The sequence below is a fragment of the Cytobacillus sp. IB215665 genome (assembly GCF_033963835.1).
Classification (GTDB): Bacteria; Bacillota; Bacilli; order Bacillales; family SM2101; genus Nanhaiella.
Window position 1 is genome coordinate 398,851 of record NZ_JAXBME010000001.1, and the last position, 15,738, is coordinate 414,588.

General features: G+C 36.1%; 12 protein-coding genes. 9 read left to right on the forward strand and 3 right to left on the reverse strand.

Going from position 1 to position 15,738, the window contains the following annotated elements; genetic code table 11:
- Positions 1–3 precede the first annotated feature (3 nt).
- The 6 genes from SLH52_RS01660 to SLH52_RS01685 all read left to right on the forward strand — a co-directional run bounded on the left by SLH52_RS01660 (position 4) and on the right by SLH52_RS01685 (position 7,745).
- On the forward strand, positions 4–672 hold the full coding sequence (locus SLH52_RS01660) for a TetR/AcrR family transcriptional regulator (protein ID WP_320207566.1): 669 nt from the start codon (positions 4–6) through the stop codon (positions 670–672).
- A 641-nt stretch (positions 673–1,313) separates the two neighbouring features.
- A complete protein-coding gene (locus SLH52_RS01665; protein ID WP_320207567.1) occupies positions 1,314–4,400 on the forward strand; it encodes a GNAT family N-acetyltransferase in 3,087 nt (1,028 codons plus the stop codon).
- Positions 4,387–5,238 carry an amidohydrolase family protein gene (locus SLH52_RS01670; protein WP_320207568.1) on the forward strand — a complete coding sequence of 284 codons (852 nt, stop codon included), beginning with the start codon at positions 4,387–4,389 and terminating at the stop codon, positions 5,236–5,238. The genes SLH52_RS01665 and SLH52_RS01670 overlap by 14 nt, the downstream gene beginning before the upstream one ends.
- Positions 5,239–5,783: 545 nt before the next feature.
- Complete coding sequence (locus tag SLH52_RS01675) at positions 5,784–6,080, forward strand: antibiotic biosynthesis monooxygenase (protein ID WP_320207569.1); 297 nt, start codon at positions 5,784–5,786, stop codon at positions 6,078–6,080.
- Between the two features lie 251 nt (positions 6,081–6,331).
- On the forward strand, positions 6,332–6,457 hold the full coding sequence (locus SLH52_RS01680) for a hypothetical protein (RefSeq protein WP_320207570.1): 126 nt from the start codon (positions 6,332–6,334) through the stop codon (positions 6,455–6,457).
- Between the two features lie 439 nt (positions 6,458–6,896).
- Complete coding sequence (locus tag SLH52_RS01685) at positions 6,897–7,745, forward strand: MBL fold metallo-hydrolase (RefSeq protein ID WP_320207571.1); 849 nt, start codon at positions 6,897–6,899, stop codon at positions 7,743–7,745.
- Between the two features lie 308 nt (positions 7,746–8,053).
- Here the strand turns inward: SLH52_RS01685 and SLH52_RS01690 are convergent, their stop codons facing one another.
- From SLH52_RS01690 to SLH52_RS01700, 3 genes are read right to left on the reverse strand one after another with little or no spacing between them, the layout of a single operon-like run.
- Positions 8,054–9,424: a nucleoside recognition domain-containing protein gene (locus SLH52_RS01690; protein WP_320207647.1), complete on the reverse strand. Its 1,371-nt coding sequence runs from the start codon at positions 9,422–9,424 to the stop codon at positions 8,054–8,056.
- Positions 9,420–10,151, reverse strand: a complete 732-nt coding sequence (locus SLH52_RS01695; protein WP_320207572.1) for a FeoB small GTPase domain-containing protein — start codon at positions 10,149–10,151, stop codon at positions 9,420–9,422. Before SLH52_RS01695 ends, SLH52_RS01690 begins: the two co-directional genes overlap by 5 nt.
- Entirely contained in the window at positions 10,148–10,408 is a 261-nt protein-coding gene (locus tag SLH52_RS01700; protein ID WP_320207573.1) for a FeoA family protein, read from the reverse strand. The genes SLH52_RS01695 and SLH52_RS01700 overlap by 4 nt, the downstream gene beginning before the upstream one ends.
- A gap of 221 nt (positions 10,409–10,629) precedes the next feature.
- Here SLH52_RS01700 and SLH52_RS01705 point away from each other — a divergent pair, with 221 nt between their 5' ends.
- The 3 genes from SLH52_RS01705 to uvrB all read left to right on the forward strand — a co-directional run bounded on the left by SLH52_RS01705 (position 10,630) and on the right by uvrB (position 15,735).
- Positions 10,630–10,962: a metalloregulator ArsR/SmtB family transcription factor gene (locus SLH52_RS01705; protein ID WP_320207574.1), complete on the forward strand. Its 333-nt coding sequence runs from the start codon at positions 10,630–10,632 to the stop codon at positions 10,960–10,962.
- A 22-nt stretch (positions 10,963–10,984) separates the two neighbouring features.
- Positions 10,985–13,051 (forward strand): heavy metal translocating P-type ATPase, encoded by a 2,067-nt coding sequence (locus SLH52_RS01710; protein ID WP_320207575.1) that lies wholly within the window; start codon positions 10,985–10,987, stop codon positions 13,049–13,051.
- A 707-nt stretch (positions 13,052–13,758) separates the two neighbouring features.
- Positions 13,759–15,735 (forward strand): excinuclease ABC subunit UvrB, encoded by a 1,977-nt coding sequence (gene uvrB, locus SLH52_RS01715; RefSeq protein WP_320207576.1) that lies wholly within the window; start codon positions 13,759–13,761, stop codon positions 15,733–15,735.
- Positions 15,736–15,738 lie beyond the last annotated feature (3 nt).

Below are 15,738 nucleotides of genomic sequence, written 5' to 3' on the forward strand. Positions count from 1 at the left end.
ATAATGCAGGATAAAGAGTGGCTTGAAGAGCTTCTAGAAATGGGTAGTCGTGACGAAAAACTTAGCCCTAAGCAAAAGAAAATCCTTGAGGCTGCTGTTGAAATATTTTCCGAAAAGGGATTTGCAGCATCATCTACTAGTGAAATAGCTAAAAGGGCTGGGGTAGCAGAGGGTACAATTTTTCGACATTACAAAACGAAGCATGACCTGTTAATTTCAATCGTAGTTCCAACTTGGACAAAAATTATTACACCATTGCTCGCAAAATCATTCGTGAAAGAAGTGTTTAATAAAAATCAATACAAGCAAGCTGAGGATTTTCTTCGAGCGTTATTAACTAACCGCTTAGAATTCGCTAAGAAGCATTTACCGATGCTGAAAATTCTGTTGCAAGAGATCCCTTTTCAGGAGGAGCTGAAAGAGCAATTTACGAGTATATTTACTGAACATATTTATGTTCAGTTGCAAAAGATAATTGAACAGTTCCAAAAGCAAGGCGATATTATTGATCTCCCCTCAAAAACGGTCATTCGTATGATTTTGACTACTGGTATTGGATTTATACTAACAAGGTTATTGATTTTACCTGAGGCTGAATGGGATGATGAACAAGAGATTGAGCATACTATTCAATTTATGCTTTATGGTTTATCTGGGAAAGAAGACAATTAAAGAAGCGACGTAAGTGCATATATAATAGCTGTCTGTACTGGACTAATGTTAAACAATTGTCAATGTGAAAATATCCATTTAAAAAGAAATGTGTGTAAAATCATACATTTCTTTTTGCTGTTTAGGCGTTCCCATTTTTTAACGGAATGAGGTTTAATGTGATTGTTACGTTTTTTTATAGAAGAAAAAATGCCAAGACACTGTAACTGTTACGTATTTATTTCTACGTACGAAAAAACAAGCAAAGCGAAAAAAGTTCTTACTTAAAACATAATTAAATTAATATAAAGATTACTATTCTAAAAAATATTTACAATTATCTGTCCATTCGTTAGTATAAAAATGGGTATTAATCTATTTTTTTGAATATTAGCATGGATAGTTTAGTATCTAAAAAATCTAAGGAGGAGATTAAGATGGTAATTACAACAAAGTTAAAGGATTTTAATAAGGTTAGGAATTGTAAAACGTAGAAATAAGAAAAAACTATAACTGAGTGTTCAACAATGACAAGCGGCTTGAGATAACGATGCATTTTTCTAGAAGAAAAATTAAGCTATGAATAAACGTAATTAAAGCAAAAAGCTTCTAGAGTGGACTCACCGACGGATTTTTTGAGCATCTCAATAAGGGGAATGATCATGGGGAAAGTGACATCAGATATTAATATTGTAGAATATCATAACGGATTAGCTGAAGCTGTAGCAGATATGTGGAATAACAGTCAAGAGGGCTGGGGAGGGTCCACATCTGTAAAAACAGGTGTACAGGTGAAAGTGCAGGAACAGAATTCTAGTAATATTAAAGTATTTTTAGCAATGGATGGAGATATGGTAGTTGGTTATTGTTCATTATCTGAATACCGTGAAGACCGAGGAGCTATGTATATTCCATTATTAAATGTTCGCCCAGATTATCATGGGAAAAAGATCGGGAAAATGCTCGTAACAAGAGTATTGAACGAAGTAATTCAAAGGAAATGGCCGCGTCTTGATTTGTATACATGGCCCGGAAATACGAAGGCTGTTCCTCTATACAAAAAATGTGGGTTCTTTTGGGAAGATCGTGATGATACTACACATTTGATGAATCTTATTCCAACTGTGCTCGATACAGATGCAGTGAAAGATTATTTTGCAAAAGTAGATTGGTATACTGCTAGTGATCGGCAAATAGAAGTCATACCAGATGATATTAAACGTAACCATTTTGTTTATTACGAGTATTCGTGGAACGACGAGAACTATGGTAAATTACGTATGCAGTTTGAAAGGTCAGGCCGTGGTTTACGGCTTATTGAAACGGATGACTATTTAGTAGAAGCTACAGTAGAGGACTTTGAACTTGTTTGTAACAAATCTCATCAAATCCAATTTCATGTCATAAATAAAACCGATAAGCCCCTTCAACTTCGATTTGAAGGGGAAGAGCAAGGGCAAATTAGTTTTTTATATGACAATGAAGTCATGGTCGAAGGTGAAAAGACTATTGAAGCGATGTTTTCAATCGCTGACTATGTAGAAGAGCAAAGCCCATGGCGAACACATCCAACTGTGCAAACAAATGTGTGGATAAATGGCAAAAAAGCTACTTTTGCAATTGGAGTGAATCCGAAATTACCTGCAAATATGAAAGCTGTTGCACCACAAGATCAATTTATGATAGGGGAAGAGGTAACCTTTTTCATTGATATTGAAAATCAATCAAAGGGCGAGCAAACATTTTCTTTCTCATTACCTTCTACGGATTTGCTAAAGATTAAGCAACAAAAGGTAGAAGTAACATTACAAGGGAAAGAAAAAATGTCTTTACCGATTGATGCACAGTTACATGGCTATGGTTTTTATGGACCAGAAATAGAAGTTTTTGTTATAAGGGACGGTCTTACGGAACAAACCTTTAATAAACGAATTGGGGTTGGTTTTAAAGGGATTGGCGCCCAATTTGACGGGGAATGTGATGAATACTGGCATATTTATAATGGGAGTTACCAAGGATATTTTAGTAAGTTTAATAATGAATTCATTCCAGGTCGTAATATGAGTGATTCTCAACGGACAACGCTCATGTTTGCTAAGCTTGGGAAGCCGTATAACGACGAGTTTTCTAAGAAAAAACCAACGAAGGTGGAGTTTGAGCAACAACAAGGAGCAATGGTTTTAAAGGCAACATTTGAGTCAGAGTCCATGAATAATATTTCATTTGTTTATATTTATAAGCTTTTTGCAGAAGGTTTAATAGAGGCAGCAGTACAACTGACGAACCAAGGTAACGAAGTTACATCAGAAGATGTGTGGATAAGTCAGCCGATTTATCATAGTCTGGAAAACCCAGTTTTTCATTATAATAATGAGCTAGTTGAACACGGTAAAGGCTTCACTTTTTACGGAGAATGGGAAAGCTCTAAGCTTACGGAAAACTGGATTTTTTCACAGTACAAACCCTACCCTAGTGGATTTTGCTGGCCAAAGAAATCGCAGTTGCAATTTGAAAACTGGTACACGTATTGTGAACAAAACCTTGGTAAGCTTGATGGGGGAGTGACTGTACAAACAGAGCCAATCTTCATCAACATGGGTGCCTTTCAAACATGGAAAGAGTTCCGTCGTTTTGCGGAAAGAAAGCCTGTCAACAAACAGTTGCCACAGGATGCAATAGAGGTTGTATATAATGATAGAAACCCTGTTATCTCAACAAATGAAATCGTCATTAAAGCGGAACAAAAGAAAAATACCTCATCAGATGGAACTGTCCAAGTCAACTTGGCAAATGACACATACGCAGGAGAACATGAAGTATCTGTCCCAGTTAAGCACATTCATGATCCGTTCGTGCATGTGAAGGTGAAAGATCGACGTAATAATATAGCATATTATTCAGACCGCGTCTTACTGAAACCTTCAAATGATAAAGTTGTGCATCATATTGTTGAAGAGGATGACCTAAAAGTTCATAGAGTGAATAATGGTTTAATAGATATAGGAGCGTCAACAGACTTTTTCCCTACGCTATTTTCATTAAAAATGAATGGAGTAGAATGGTTGGATTCATCCTTTCCGAAGCTAACGTCTAAATCGTGGTGGAATCCATGGTCAGGTGGTATTCGTAGCACAATGAGTGATATGAGTAACCGTTCTTGGAGCAAGGAATCATCTTCGATTCAGTTTGCTACTTTAAAGGATCAATTTCATAATGTATGGGAAGGTTTAGAAATTTCAACGAGCATTACGGAACACAAAAAATATAAAGGACTTAATTTTCACCAATATTTTATGATGCTACCGGGAGTACCTGTCGTTGCTCATTTCTCGAAAATTGAACAACATACAGGTACTTACCTACTCGATAAAAAATTGGAAACTGAATTGTTAATCAAACCTAATTCACATTTGAACAAAACCTTTATACAAAATGGTGATGTGAAGGTTACTGGTGGTGGCGCGGAATACGAGGCTAAGCTAGAACTCCAGCATGTGTTTGGTGGGGAACAAGTAGACGAAATATTGCACATCATTCAACATGACGAAGTATCAGATACTGAAGTATATATGAACAAGGATGTAACTTTTACAAGTATCGATCAAAAGCTACATTTAGCTAATCGTCAAACAATATTTACAAAACCGTTACTCATCACAGTAGGCAAGGATAAAATTAATCACAAGGCACTGGGTCATTTAGCAAATTTAGTCTTTACAAAAGAGGAACAATCGCATGAAAATAATTGATGCTCATCTGCATTTTTCAAAAATTAATAGCTTCTTTCAAACTGCAGATGAAATGTCAAAAGTTAATTACTCATCTGAAGGAATCGTAAAGGAATTTAAAGAGGCGAATGTTGTACTTGGGATTGCAATGGGGTTAACTGAAACGTCCAATCAAGGATTTCCTTCAAAGTACGCACAAACACCAATGGGGATTGATTTATCGTCGTCAATCCCTCCTTCTTTTGTATATTGTGCAGGGGTTAATCCTTATACTTTAACTAAGGAATCATTGCGAATGCTCGAGAAAGAAGTTCAGAAGCCTCATGTAGTTGGGATAAAAATTTATTTAGGGTACTATCCTTTTTATGCGTATGATGACGTTTATAAGCCAGTATATGAATTAGCTGCGAAATATGGGCTACCAGTCGTATTTCATACAGGAGATACTTATTCAGATAGAGGATTATTGAAGTATTCCCATCCTCTCACGCTTGATGAAGTTGCTGTAGAACATCGTGATGTCACATTACTGATGGCTCACCTCGGAGATCCATGGGTGTTAGATGGGGCAGAAGTAGTATATAAAAACTCCAATATGTACGCAGATTTATCTGGATGGCTTGTTGGTACAAAACAAGATATTGAAAAGCATTTAAACTCCAACTTTTTAGATCATATTCGTCATGCTTTAACGTTTTGTGATCATTACGACAAGCTATTATTTGGCACAGATTGGCCACTTGCTCCGATACAGGCATACATTGATTTAGTGAAGGAGTTAGTACCAGAGCAGCATCACGAGGATGTTTTTTATCAAAATGCAATAAAAGTGTTTCCGAAAATTAAACCATTTTTATAAACAAGTGTTTTGTTAACGTTAGTTAAACTCATGTTTAGCGCTTATTGCGAAAAAATAGCTAATGTTTTAAGGTAAGGCTGACCAAAATCCTTTTTAAGTAATACACATATATGTGTACTTAAGGGTTATAATGGTCAGTCTTATTGTTATTGGCTTGCTATTGTTACTAAATTAAAACCACAAGAAACGGTTATAAACGTTTATCATCTTTATATAGTAGAGAAGGTTTGACCAGCAATAATTCATTATGAAAACAGCTGTTTCTTAAATAAATGCCCTTTACGTAAACCTTTGCTATAAACGTCGTTTTACACAAATTTTTTAACAAAGATACCCCGAAGCTTAGCTATATGCGGGTTTGTTTTTTTGTGCGAAAAACAACATTCTATACGAAAACAGCCAAAAAAATTATTGTAATATTGTTGTGTTACTATGACGATTAAGTATAAGAATTGAATAATGCAAAGGTTAGCTGTTATGATGGAGATAGGAATGTAACGTAGTTAAAAAGATCTTATCCGATAACAGAAAGTAGGGGTTACAACATGTATGTAGTTATGAATGTGTTAACTGTACCTGAAGACGGTAAGTCAAAAATGGTTGAGTTATTTAGCAAGAGTGCTGAAAATATGAAGAAGGTACCAGGTTGTGTAGAATTTCAATTTTTAAGCTCGTCTGAAGAAGAGAAACAAGTCGTATATACTAAATGGGAAAGCAAGGAAGATTTTAAGGCATGGACTGAAAGTGAAGCTTTTCGTCAAGCTCACGCTGAGCGTCGAACACGTGGCACAACTGCAACTGGATCAAAGATAGAAATCTATGAAGTCGTACATAGCTCATAATTCAACAAGAAAAGATGGTGTTTAGCCATCTCTTTTTTTCTTACATGAAACCTCTATTGTGAATGTATTGACGATATCGTAAAGGTGTTTTAGTTGGCATGGATATATTAAGCAAAAATAATTTGTGATTGTACTATTTTGAATGCCTATCTTAGTATGAAAGATAAGTTAATACGAAAGCAGTTAAGGTGCGTAAATCATGGCTTAAACGGAAAATATAATAAGGATGTACATTGAGGAGGTAGTCATATATGTGGACGCCTCCTCAATTGATTTTTTCTTTTCAATTGTTTTCAGCTAGCTCTTCACATCAACCAGCGGATAATGAATCCTGCAGACAAACTAAAGAGGAAAATCGCACCGATGAGAATGACTAAAACAATAATTAGACTTGTAAATATTTCCCCTAGCTCTTTCACTATTTTTCTGCACCTTTCTTTATTTATGGACATTTTCGTAAATATTGTGGCTTATTTTCACTTGAATTTGTGAAACAGATGTGTATTATAGAATTTATTTTCTTTAGAGAAGAAAAGAAGCTACGAACTCTAGTTGGGTACGCGTTTACTTCTTAATAAGAAAAACAACAATCAATGAGAAAACAGCCTTAATTATTGGTATATAGTCACATTGTACAAGTGTTTTAATTTATTTTATACAGGTGTATTTATCCAATATAGTAAGAAGAATGATGTACCATGAATAAGAAATTAGTAAAAAATGGATGAATGTGAGTTTGAGCACTGTAATCCTTAACAGTTGTTATTATCATTTTGTTAGTATATAAACCGTGAGTCATTATTATGGGAGGAATGAATGATGTTACATACTCTTACAAAAAATATATATTATATGGATTTTAATCAAGAAACAGATCAGCCGATTTTATTACTTATAGTAGGTAAAGAAAAAAGCCTTGTAATAGATGCGGGACATTCCCCAAAACATGCGGAAAAATTTTTAGAGGAAGTTCGGCAGTTAAATGTTCCAAATCCAAGCTATTTAGCTATTACACACTGGCATTGGGATCATGTTTTTGGGATTAAGACAATGAATCTCCCAACTATCTCACACGAAATGACGAAAGAAAAGCTTACGGAAATGAGCCGATTTGAATGGGACGACAAATCAATTATAGAGCGTGTTCAAGCAGGAATAGAAAGTGAATTTTGTCAGGACTACCTATTAAGAGCGATAACAGAGGATGAAAGAAAGCAATTAACAATACAGCTTCCTGATATGACATTTTCAAGTAAATTAACTGTTGATCTTGGTGGAGTGACTTGTATATTGGAACATGTAGGTGGAGACCATGCACCCGATTCTATCGTGATCCACATACCTGAAGAGAGAGTGCTTGTCATCTCGGACTGCTTATGGGTTGATATTTATGAACGATCATTTAAATATTCAAAAGAAAATATTTACCCCCTAATAGACAAAATATTAAGCTATGATGTCGATTACTATGTTTCATCACATATAAATCCTGAAACGAAACAGCAATTGGCCGACTATTATCTAAATGTAGTAAAAGCGATAGGGGATTTAGTGGAAAGTAACGACACAGAACAACAGGCAACCCAAAAATTCGTAAACCACTACAACAGAAAACCAAATGAAGATGAACTATTCTTACTAAAAGCATTTATCAAAGGGGTCTGATCCACGTTGCTGTAGCGTTAAATTAGTAGGAGGTCAGATCCCTTAGTTTTGTTTTGGTAGTAAGAAAACACAATATTTGTATTGTATTTAAGTCTCAATTATAAAAAAGTGACCGTGGATATTTTCGCATTATTTGTTGCTTTTATTTTTACATATAAGCATTTCTACACCAAGCGTTCGTGGCATCTTTTCTATTGTACAACGATGACTAACCTATAAAACCACTTTTTAAGGTACTAATTTGATAGCAAAAGTTAAAAAGAACCCCCATCACCTTAACAATTTAAAAGTGATGGGGGTCAGAGCTCTTATACTAGGCCTAGCCCTCTTACGATTTGTGCGATAATGAATGTTACCCCTACTGCGATGAGTGTAGGAATTAAGAACGATAGAAATGTCCATTTTGCACTTTTAGTTTCTTTATATATATTTACTAATGTTGTTCCACAAGGATAATGGAGTAATGAGAAAAGCATGACATTAAGGGCTGTTAACCAAGTCCATCCATTATCGATGAAGATATTCTTTAAAGAATTTAAATCTTCTACCTCTAGCATGGCACCTGTAGATAAATATCCCATTAATAAAATTGGCAAGACAATTTCATTTGCTGGTAAGCCCAAAATAAATGCCATTAAGATAAATCCATCAAGCCCGAGCAGCTGTGCAAATGGGTCTAAGAAGTTGACAACATACATTAAGACACTCGTATCCCCAATATAAATGTTTGCGAAGATCCATGTGAGTACACCTGCTGGTGCTGCGATAATAATTGCTCGTTTTAACACAAATAAAGATTTATCAAGTGTAGCTCTTACAATTGTATTCCAAAATTGTGGCTTACGATAAGGCGGTAGCTCTAAAGTATAGTGAGTTGGAACACCCTTTAACGCTGTTTTGGATAATATCCACGATACTGATAACGTCACGACGATACCAAATAAGACGATACCCATAACAGTTGCTGCTGTAACAAGTGTGGCAGTACCTCCAGTGAAGCTTGCAGCCATAAACAATGATGCCATTAAAATAATTGTTGGCCAGCGTCCATTGCAAGGTACAAAATTATTAGTAAGAATTGCTAGCATTCTCTCCCGTGGAGATTCTATAATTCTAGTCGACATGATTGCCGCGGCATTACATCCAAAGCCCATCGCCATCGTTAACGATTGTTTTCCGTGTGCGCCGGCACGCTTGAATAACCGATCCATATTAAATGCTACACGAGGTAAATACCCATAGTTTTCTAGTAAAGCAAAGACAGGGAAGAAAATCGCCATTGGCGGTAGCATGACGCTTATGACCCAAGACGTCCCTCTATATAGTCCTAATACTAAGACCCCATGTAACCAATCTGGTGCATTTACCGCATTAAATGCAGCCGTAATGTAACCTTCGATGGTGCCAAAAAATGTTGCTAGCATAGAAGATGGTACGTTCGCGCCTGCGATTGTTAGATAAAATATGAGCCCTAAAATTGCTAGCATAATCGGGAAACCCCAAATAGGAGATGTGAGAATTTTATCTATCTTTTCAGATCTTTGAAATCTATCTTGCTGATCGAGCGTCAAAACATCTGATGTAATAGCATTTGATGTTTCATAAATTTTTGATACAATTTGATCTCTCGTTCTATCGTCAGAGGAGCTCTCTGTTGCTTGGGCAAATAATTGATCAATGGCATCCTGGTTGAACTGGATTTGACTCTGCAAGGTGTTGAACCTCCTTCTGTCCTGTTAAATGTAGCTTAAGTTCTTCTATTAAACTCGTATCTCCGTCTAAAATACGCAGTGCAATCCATCTCAAAGGTAAGTTAGTGCCAAGCACATTTTGAATTTTTGGGATGAGGTTAGTAATCTCCTCCTCTAATTCATCGTTATATTGAATTTGGTATGGTTTAGTCTCAGTTTGTCCAAGGCACATTTTATTAATCTGATCTAACAAAGTATTAATACCTGTTTTGTTTCTGGCAGAGATTTTTACTACAGGTACCCCAAGAGTTCTAGCTAGTTTTTCTTCATTAATATGAATTCCTTTTCTCTTAGCTTCATCAATTAAATTGACACAGACAATTACTTGGCCTGTCATCTCCATAATTTGTAGCGCTAAATTTAAATTTCTTTTTAGCGCAGTTGCGTCTATAACAACGACTGTAACATCTGGCTTTTCAAACAATATATAATTCCTTGCAACTTCTTCGTCGGCTGAATTTGAGTATAATGAGTATGTTCCTGGTAAATCGATCACTTTAAATTGGTTTTCTTGATGTTCAAAATCTCCTTCCGCTCGTAACACTGTTTTTCCCGGCCAATTACCAGTATGTTGGCGTAAGCCAGTAAGAGTATTAAATAACGTGCTTTTTCCAGTATTGGGGTTCCCTGCGAGCGCAATAGTAAATGTACTCAACGTGATTCCCCTCCTATTTTCGTAGCATAAATTTTAGAGCTTTCTTCTTTTCTTAAGGCAATGACAGTGTCACTGACCGCAAATGCAATTGGATCACCCAAAGGGCTGCGCTGTAGGACTTTTACGGTCGCTCCAGGAACGAAGCCCAAATCTAGTAATCTTCTTCTCATTGTTCCGGAGATATCTAACCGATCAATTTTTACTTCATCTCCAGATGTAAAATGGTACAATTCATTTATTTTATTGGATATACACATGAATATTCCCCCTAGCCTAAATGTATGGGTGAAACTTAATATGTTTCCCTCGACCAACTTTTAATTACATCATATGTAGTAAGTGCCTAATTGTCAAATTTTTTTAGTAAATTGCAAGAATTTTATTGACGATTATAAGACAGCTATGGTAGTTTTAAATCAAATTATTGTCAATATGAACATATGTACATATAAATATTATAGAAAAGGTGTGATATTGAATGACTGACAAAAAAGATCACATTGATATAAAAACAGCTTATGAGGAATTAGATGAAGAAACGTTATTTATCGTTTCTCAAACGTTCAAAGCGTTATCTGATCCTACAAGAATACGAATTCTCCATTTGTTATCAGCTCAAGAATGCTCAGTAAATGAAATTGCTGATAAATTGGGCTTACTGCAATCAACTGTATCTCATCAACTACGCTTTTTAAAAAATTTACGATTAGTGAAATACAGAAGAGCAGGCACCACTTTATTCTATTCTCAAGACGATGAACATGTAATGGATATTCTTGAACAAACTATAAACCATGCTCTACATCATTAGAATAGTAAAAAGGAGCTAGACAATGAAAGAGTATAAAATTGAAGGTTTGAGCTGCGCGAATTGTGCAGCTGATATGGAAAAGCAGATTAAAGGGCTAGATCATGGTGAATCAGCTGCCTTATTATACAACTCGTCTAAGTTAAAGGTTGATGAAAGTATCGACCTCAACAAAGTTAAAAAAATTCTTGCTAGTGATGGTGCAGCCCTTATAACAACAGAAGGTCACGATCATTCACATACCCATTCCCATGGTACAAATAAAATAAAGATGTACTTAGGGATTTCTACGACGTTATTTTTGTTAACCATTTTATTGGAATCATCAATACCAACTCTACTAGCTGTTTCATTATATCTTGTGGCAATTGTCATCAGCGGATATCAAACATTTATAAAAGGGGCTAAAAACTTAGTTCGTTTTAAATTCAATATTGATACGTTAATGACGATCGCTTTAATTGGAGCAATTTCAATTGGTGAATGGAAGGAAGCGACAATTGTTGCCATCTTGTTCGGTTTAAATGAATACCTTGAAGGTCTCGGTATGGAAAAGGCCAGAAAATCAATGGAGAAATTACTACAAGTTGCTCCAAAAGATGCAATATTAATTACGAATGGTATTGAACAAGTCGTTCCTATTTCAACTTTAACAGAAGATGACATCGTCCTTGTGAAGCCTGGGGCAAAAATACCATCTGATGGTGTCGTAATTGATGGTAAAAGCTCGGTAAACGAAGCAGCGATTACTGGTGAATCATTACCAGTAGAAAAAGAAGCAAGCACCAATGTGTTTGGTGGCAGCATTAATAATGAAGGTGTCCTTAAGGTGAAGATTTTAAAAGCATATGAGGATTCATCCTTGGCCAAAATCTTACACCTTGTGCAAGAAGCACAGGAAACGAAGACACCAACTGAGCAGTTTATTAACAAATTTGCTAAGTACTATACACCAATTATAATGATCATTTCTTTACTTGTTATGGTTGTACCCCCATTGTTATTCGGGGATGCTTGGGGGCCATGGTTTTATCAAGGTTTAGCTGTGTTAATCGTAGGCTGCCCTTGTGCATTAATATTATCTTCACCAATTGCGATAGTATCTGGGATTACACGCAACGCACGGAACGGTATTCTCGTAAAAGGCGGTGTTTTCCTAGAGCAGTTAGGGAAAATTGAATCCATTGCATTTGATAAAACAGGTACGTTAACAAAAGGACAGCCTCACGTAGAAACAATTATCGAGTATGATAACAATTTGTTAAGCATTGCAGGAGCTGTTGAAAGTAAATCTTCACATCCATTAGCAAAAGCGATCATGAAAAAGTTTGCTGAAAAAGAAATAGCTTACGTTGAGGCAGATGATATAGAAACGGCAACTGGACGTGGTGTCATTGCGAAAATTAGTGACAAAACTTATTTTGTCGGTAATGAAAAAAGTATGCCTCACATACACTTTGATGAAAATAAACAGTTAGATATTGATCGCCTAAAGAGCGAAGGGCTCACACTAGTTATCGTCGCTGATCAACAGCATGTGTTAGGAATCTTTGGTATATCTGACGAGATACGTGAGGAAAGTAAAGTTGTTATGAAAGAGCTCCACAAAAAGGGTATAAAACATACAATTATGCTTACGGGTGATCACGGGAAAACAGCTGAAAAGGTAGCTAGAATAGTAGGCGTAACAGATTTTTACGCAAACCTTCTTCCAGAAGAAAAAGTAGATAAAATAAGAAATATACATGAGCATGGACAAGTAGCGATGATTGGTGACGGTATAAATGATGCACCTGCTCTAGCGGTCGCTGATCTTGGCATAGCGATGGGAAAAGGAACAGATAGTGCGATTGAAACGGCTGATATTGTTTTAATGCAAGACCATCTAGGTAAACTGCCCAGTGCTGTATCCATTGCGAAAAAGGTGAATAGAACGATTAAACTTAATATCACTTTAGCACTAGGGTTAAAAGTCATTGCGCTTTTATTAACAATCCCTGGCTGGCTAACTTTATGGATTGCCATTCTAGCAGACATGGGCGCCACAATCCTCGTGACACTCATTAGCTTAACAATTATGCTAGAAAAATAAGGGGTCTGACTCCCGCTGCGTTAATGTGTTGTAGCAGCTAGGGTCAGACCCTATAGTTTTGTATAATGATGTAGAATTAATTCAGTAATAAGAAAGTTTTTGCGGAAATACAAATACTCCTATTGTAGAGATGAGAGCATAATTATCCCCATCTATCAGAAATGTATAGCTCAAGAAAGCTGCTATTATAAAATAAATACCATACTATTGGATGAGAAAATGAAGCTTTTTCTTAAGTGTAAGTTACAATTTATTGATGTTTACCTTTCCCTGTGCTTGCTAAGTTTTCTTTAAAACTCTACATAATGCCATTCTACGATAAATAACAGAAACCTCTAAAAAATATACGAGGAGCGATACCCCGAGTGCAAACCTAGAAGTTATCCATTTAATATCATTTTCATCCATTTTAATCTTGTATCAATAAAAAATGTTGTTTCGTACTAACATATAAACAAGTACACAACTAGAGTTTCGCGGCATCTTTTCTTCTATAAAACGATGACTGTTAAGTAAAATGATGTTTTAATCTTCAATTATAGCAACTATTGCGACAAAGTTTACGAAAGGTGCCCTGTTATTTTCTTTCTTTAAAGTAATGGTGATTTGTTAAAAAACGAATATAAGTTCGTATTTTTGTTTAATTAATGATAAAATATGGTACAATGATAATACAACTACTACGGGATTGGGGGCTTTCGTCAAAAATGGATCAGTTCGAGTTAGTCTCAGCTTTTAAACCGTCTGGTGACCAGCCACAGGCAATTACTGAAATTGTAGACGGTATTACACAAAAGAAAAAGCATCAAACATTATTAGGGGCAACTGGTACGGGAAAAACGTTTACGATCTCTAATGTAATTAAGGAAGTTAATAAACCTACTTTAATTATTGCTCATAATAAAACGCTTGCAGGACAGCTATATAGTGAGTTTAAAGAGTTTTTTCCTAATAATGCTGTGGAATATTTTGTTAGTTATTATGACTATTATCAACCTGAAGCGTATGTTCCACAAACCGATACTTTTATTGAAAAGGACGCCAGTATAAACGATGAAATTGATAAGCTGCGTCACTCAGCAACTTCTTCATTACTTGAACGGAAGGACGTTATTATTATTGCGAGTGTATCTTGCATATATGGTCTAGGTTCCCCAGAGGAATATAGTGAGCTCGTCGTGTCATTACGTGTTGGAATGGAAATAGAGCGTGATCAAATGCTTAGAAAACTCGTCGATGTTCAATATGACAGAAATGATATTGACTTTAAGAGAGGAACGTTTCGGGTACGTGGAGACGTAGTTGAAATCTTTCCAGCATCACGAGACGAACATTGTATACGCATAGAATTTTTTGGAGATGAGATTGATCGTATACGTGAAGTCGACGCTTTAACAGGGGAAATTATCGGTGAGCGTGAACACGTGGCTATTTTTCCTGCATCACATTTCGTAACACGAGAAGAAAAAATGCAAATTGCCATGAAAAATATTGAACAAGAACTTGAAGAGCGTTTGAAAGAGCTTCGTGACGATGACAAATTACTTGAAGCCCAAAGAATTGAGCAACGTACTAGATATGATCTGGAAATGATGAGGGAAATGGGTTTTTGTTCTGGAATTGAAAATTATTCGCGGCATTTAACACTCCGTGAAGCGGGATCCACACCATATACGCTGATTGATTATTTTCCTGATGATTTTCTAATTGTTATTGACGAATCACATGTGTCATTACCACAAATTCGAGGTATGTTTAACGGTGATAAAGCTCGAAAGCAGATGCTTGTAGATCATGGTTTTCGGTTGCCATCAGCATTAGATAACCGCCCGTTACGTTTTGAAGAGTTTGAGGAGCATGTGAACCAAATAGTCTATGTATCAGCAACACCTGGTCCTTATGAATTGGAGCATTCTCCTGAAATGGTTCAACAGATTATTCGCCCAACAGGGTTATTAGATCCATTAATCGATGTGCGCCCAATTGAAGGACAAATTGATGACCTTATCGGGGAAATTCAAGTGCGTATAGCGAGAAAAGAACGCGTGCTAGTTACAACATTGACAAAGAAAATGTCAGAGGACCTAACAGATTACCTCAAAGAAATAGGCATAAAAGTTACATATCTCCACTCAGAAATTAAAACGCTTGAACGAATAGAGATTATACGTGATCTCCGACTTGGTAAATTTGATGTACTCGTTGGTATAAATTTATTAAGGGAAGGTTTAGATATACCAGAAGTTTCTCTAGTTACTATTTTAGACGCCGATAAAGAAGGATTCTTAAGATCGGAAAGGTCGCTAATCCAGACAATGGGAAGGGCTGCACGTAATGAAAACGGTAGAGTCATTATGTATGCCGATCATGTGACCAATTCAATGGATATTGCCATTAAAGAGACGAAGCGGCGTCGTGAAATACAAGAAGCTCATAACAAAAAGCACGGCATTACGCCAAAAACAATAAGAAAAGAAGTCCGAGATGTCATACAGGCAACTTATGCAGCGGAAAATCAAGAAACATACGAAACAAACAAACCAAAAGTAAAAATGACCAAAACAGAACGACAAAAGCTAATTGCAGATATGGAAAAAGAAATGAAGGATGCTGCAAAAGCACTCCACTTCGAACGTGCAGCTGAACTGCGTGACATATTGATCGAGTTAAAAGCGGAAGGATGAAAA

Excerpts from the sequence above, each read along its gene's own strand:
- SLH52_RS01660 (WP_320207566.1), top strand. The coding sequence starts at position 4 with ATGCAGGATAAAGAGTGGCTTGAAGAGCTTCTAGAAATGGGTAGTCGT.
- SLH52_RS01665 (WP_320207567.1), top strand. The coding sequence starts at position 1,314 with ATGGGGAAAGTGACATCAGATATTAATATTGTAGAATATCATAACGGA.
- SLH52_RS01670 (WP_320207568.1), top strand. The coding sequence starts at position 4,387 with ATGAAAATAATTGATGCTCATCTGCATTTTTCAAAAATTAATAGCTTC.
- SLH52_RS01675 (WP_320207569.1), top strand. The coding sequence starts at position 5,784 with ATGTATGTAGTTATGAATGTGTTAACTGTACCTGAAGACGGTAAGTCA.
- SLH52_RS01680 (WP_320207570.1), top strand. The coding sequence starts at position 6,332 with ATGTGGACGCCTCCTCAATTGATTTTTTCTTTTCAATTGTTTTCAGCT.
- SLH52_RS01685 (WP_320207571.1), top strand. The coding sequence starts at position 6,897 with ATGATGTTACATACTCTTACAAAAAATATATATTATATGGATTTTAAT.
- SLH52_RS01700 (WP_320207573.1), bottom strand. The coding sequence starts at position 10,408 with ATGTGTATATCCAATAAAATAAATGAATTGTACCATTTTACATCTGGA.
- SLH52_RS01705 (WP_320207574.1), top strand. The coding sequence starts at position 10,630 with ATGACTGACAAAAAAGATCACATTGATATAAAAACAGCTTATGAGGAA.
- SLH52_RS01710 (WP_320207575.1), top strand. The coding sequence starts at position 10,985 with ATGAAAGAGTATAAAATTGAAGGTTTGAGCTGCGCGAATTGTGCAGCT.
- uvrB (WP_320207576.1), top strand. The coding sequence starts at position 13,759 with ATGGATCAGTTCGAGTTAGTCTCAGCTTTTAAACCGTCTGGTGACCAG.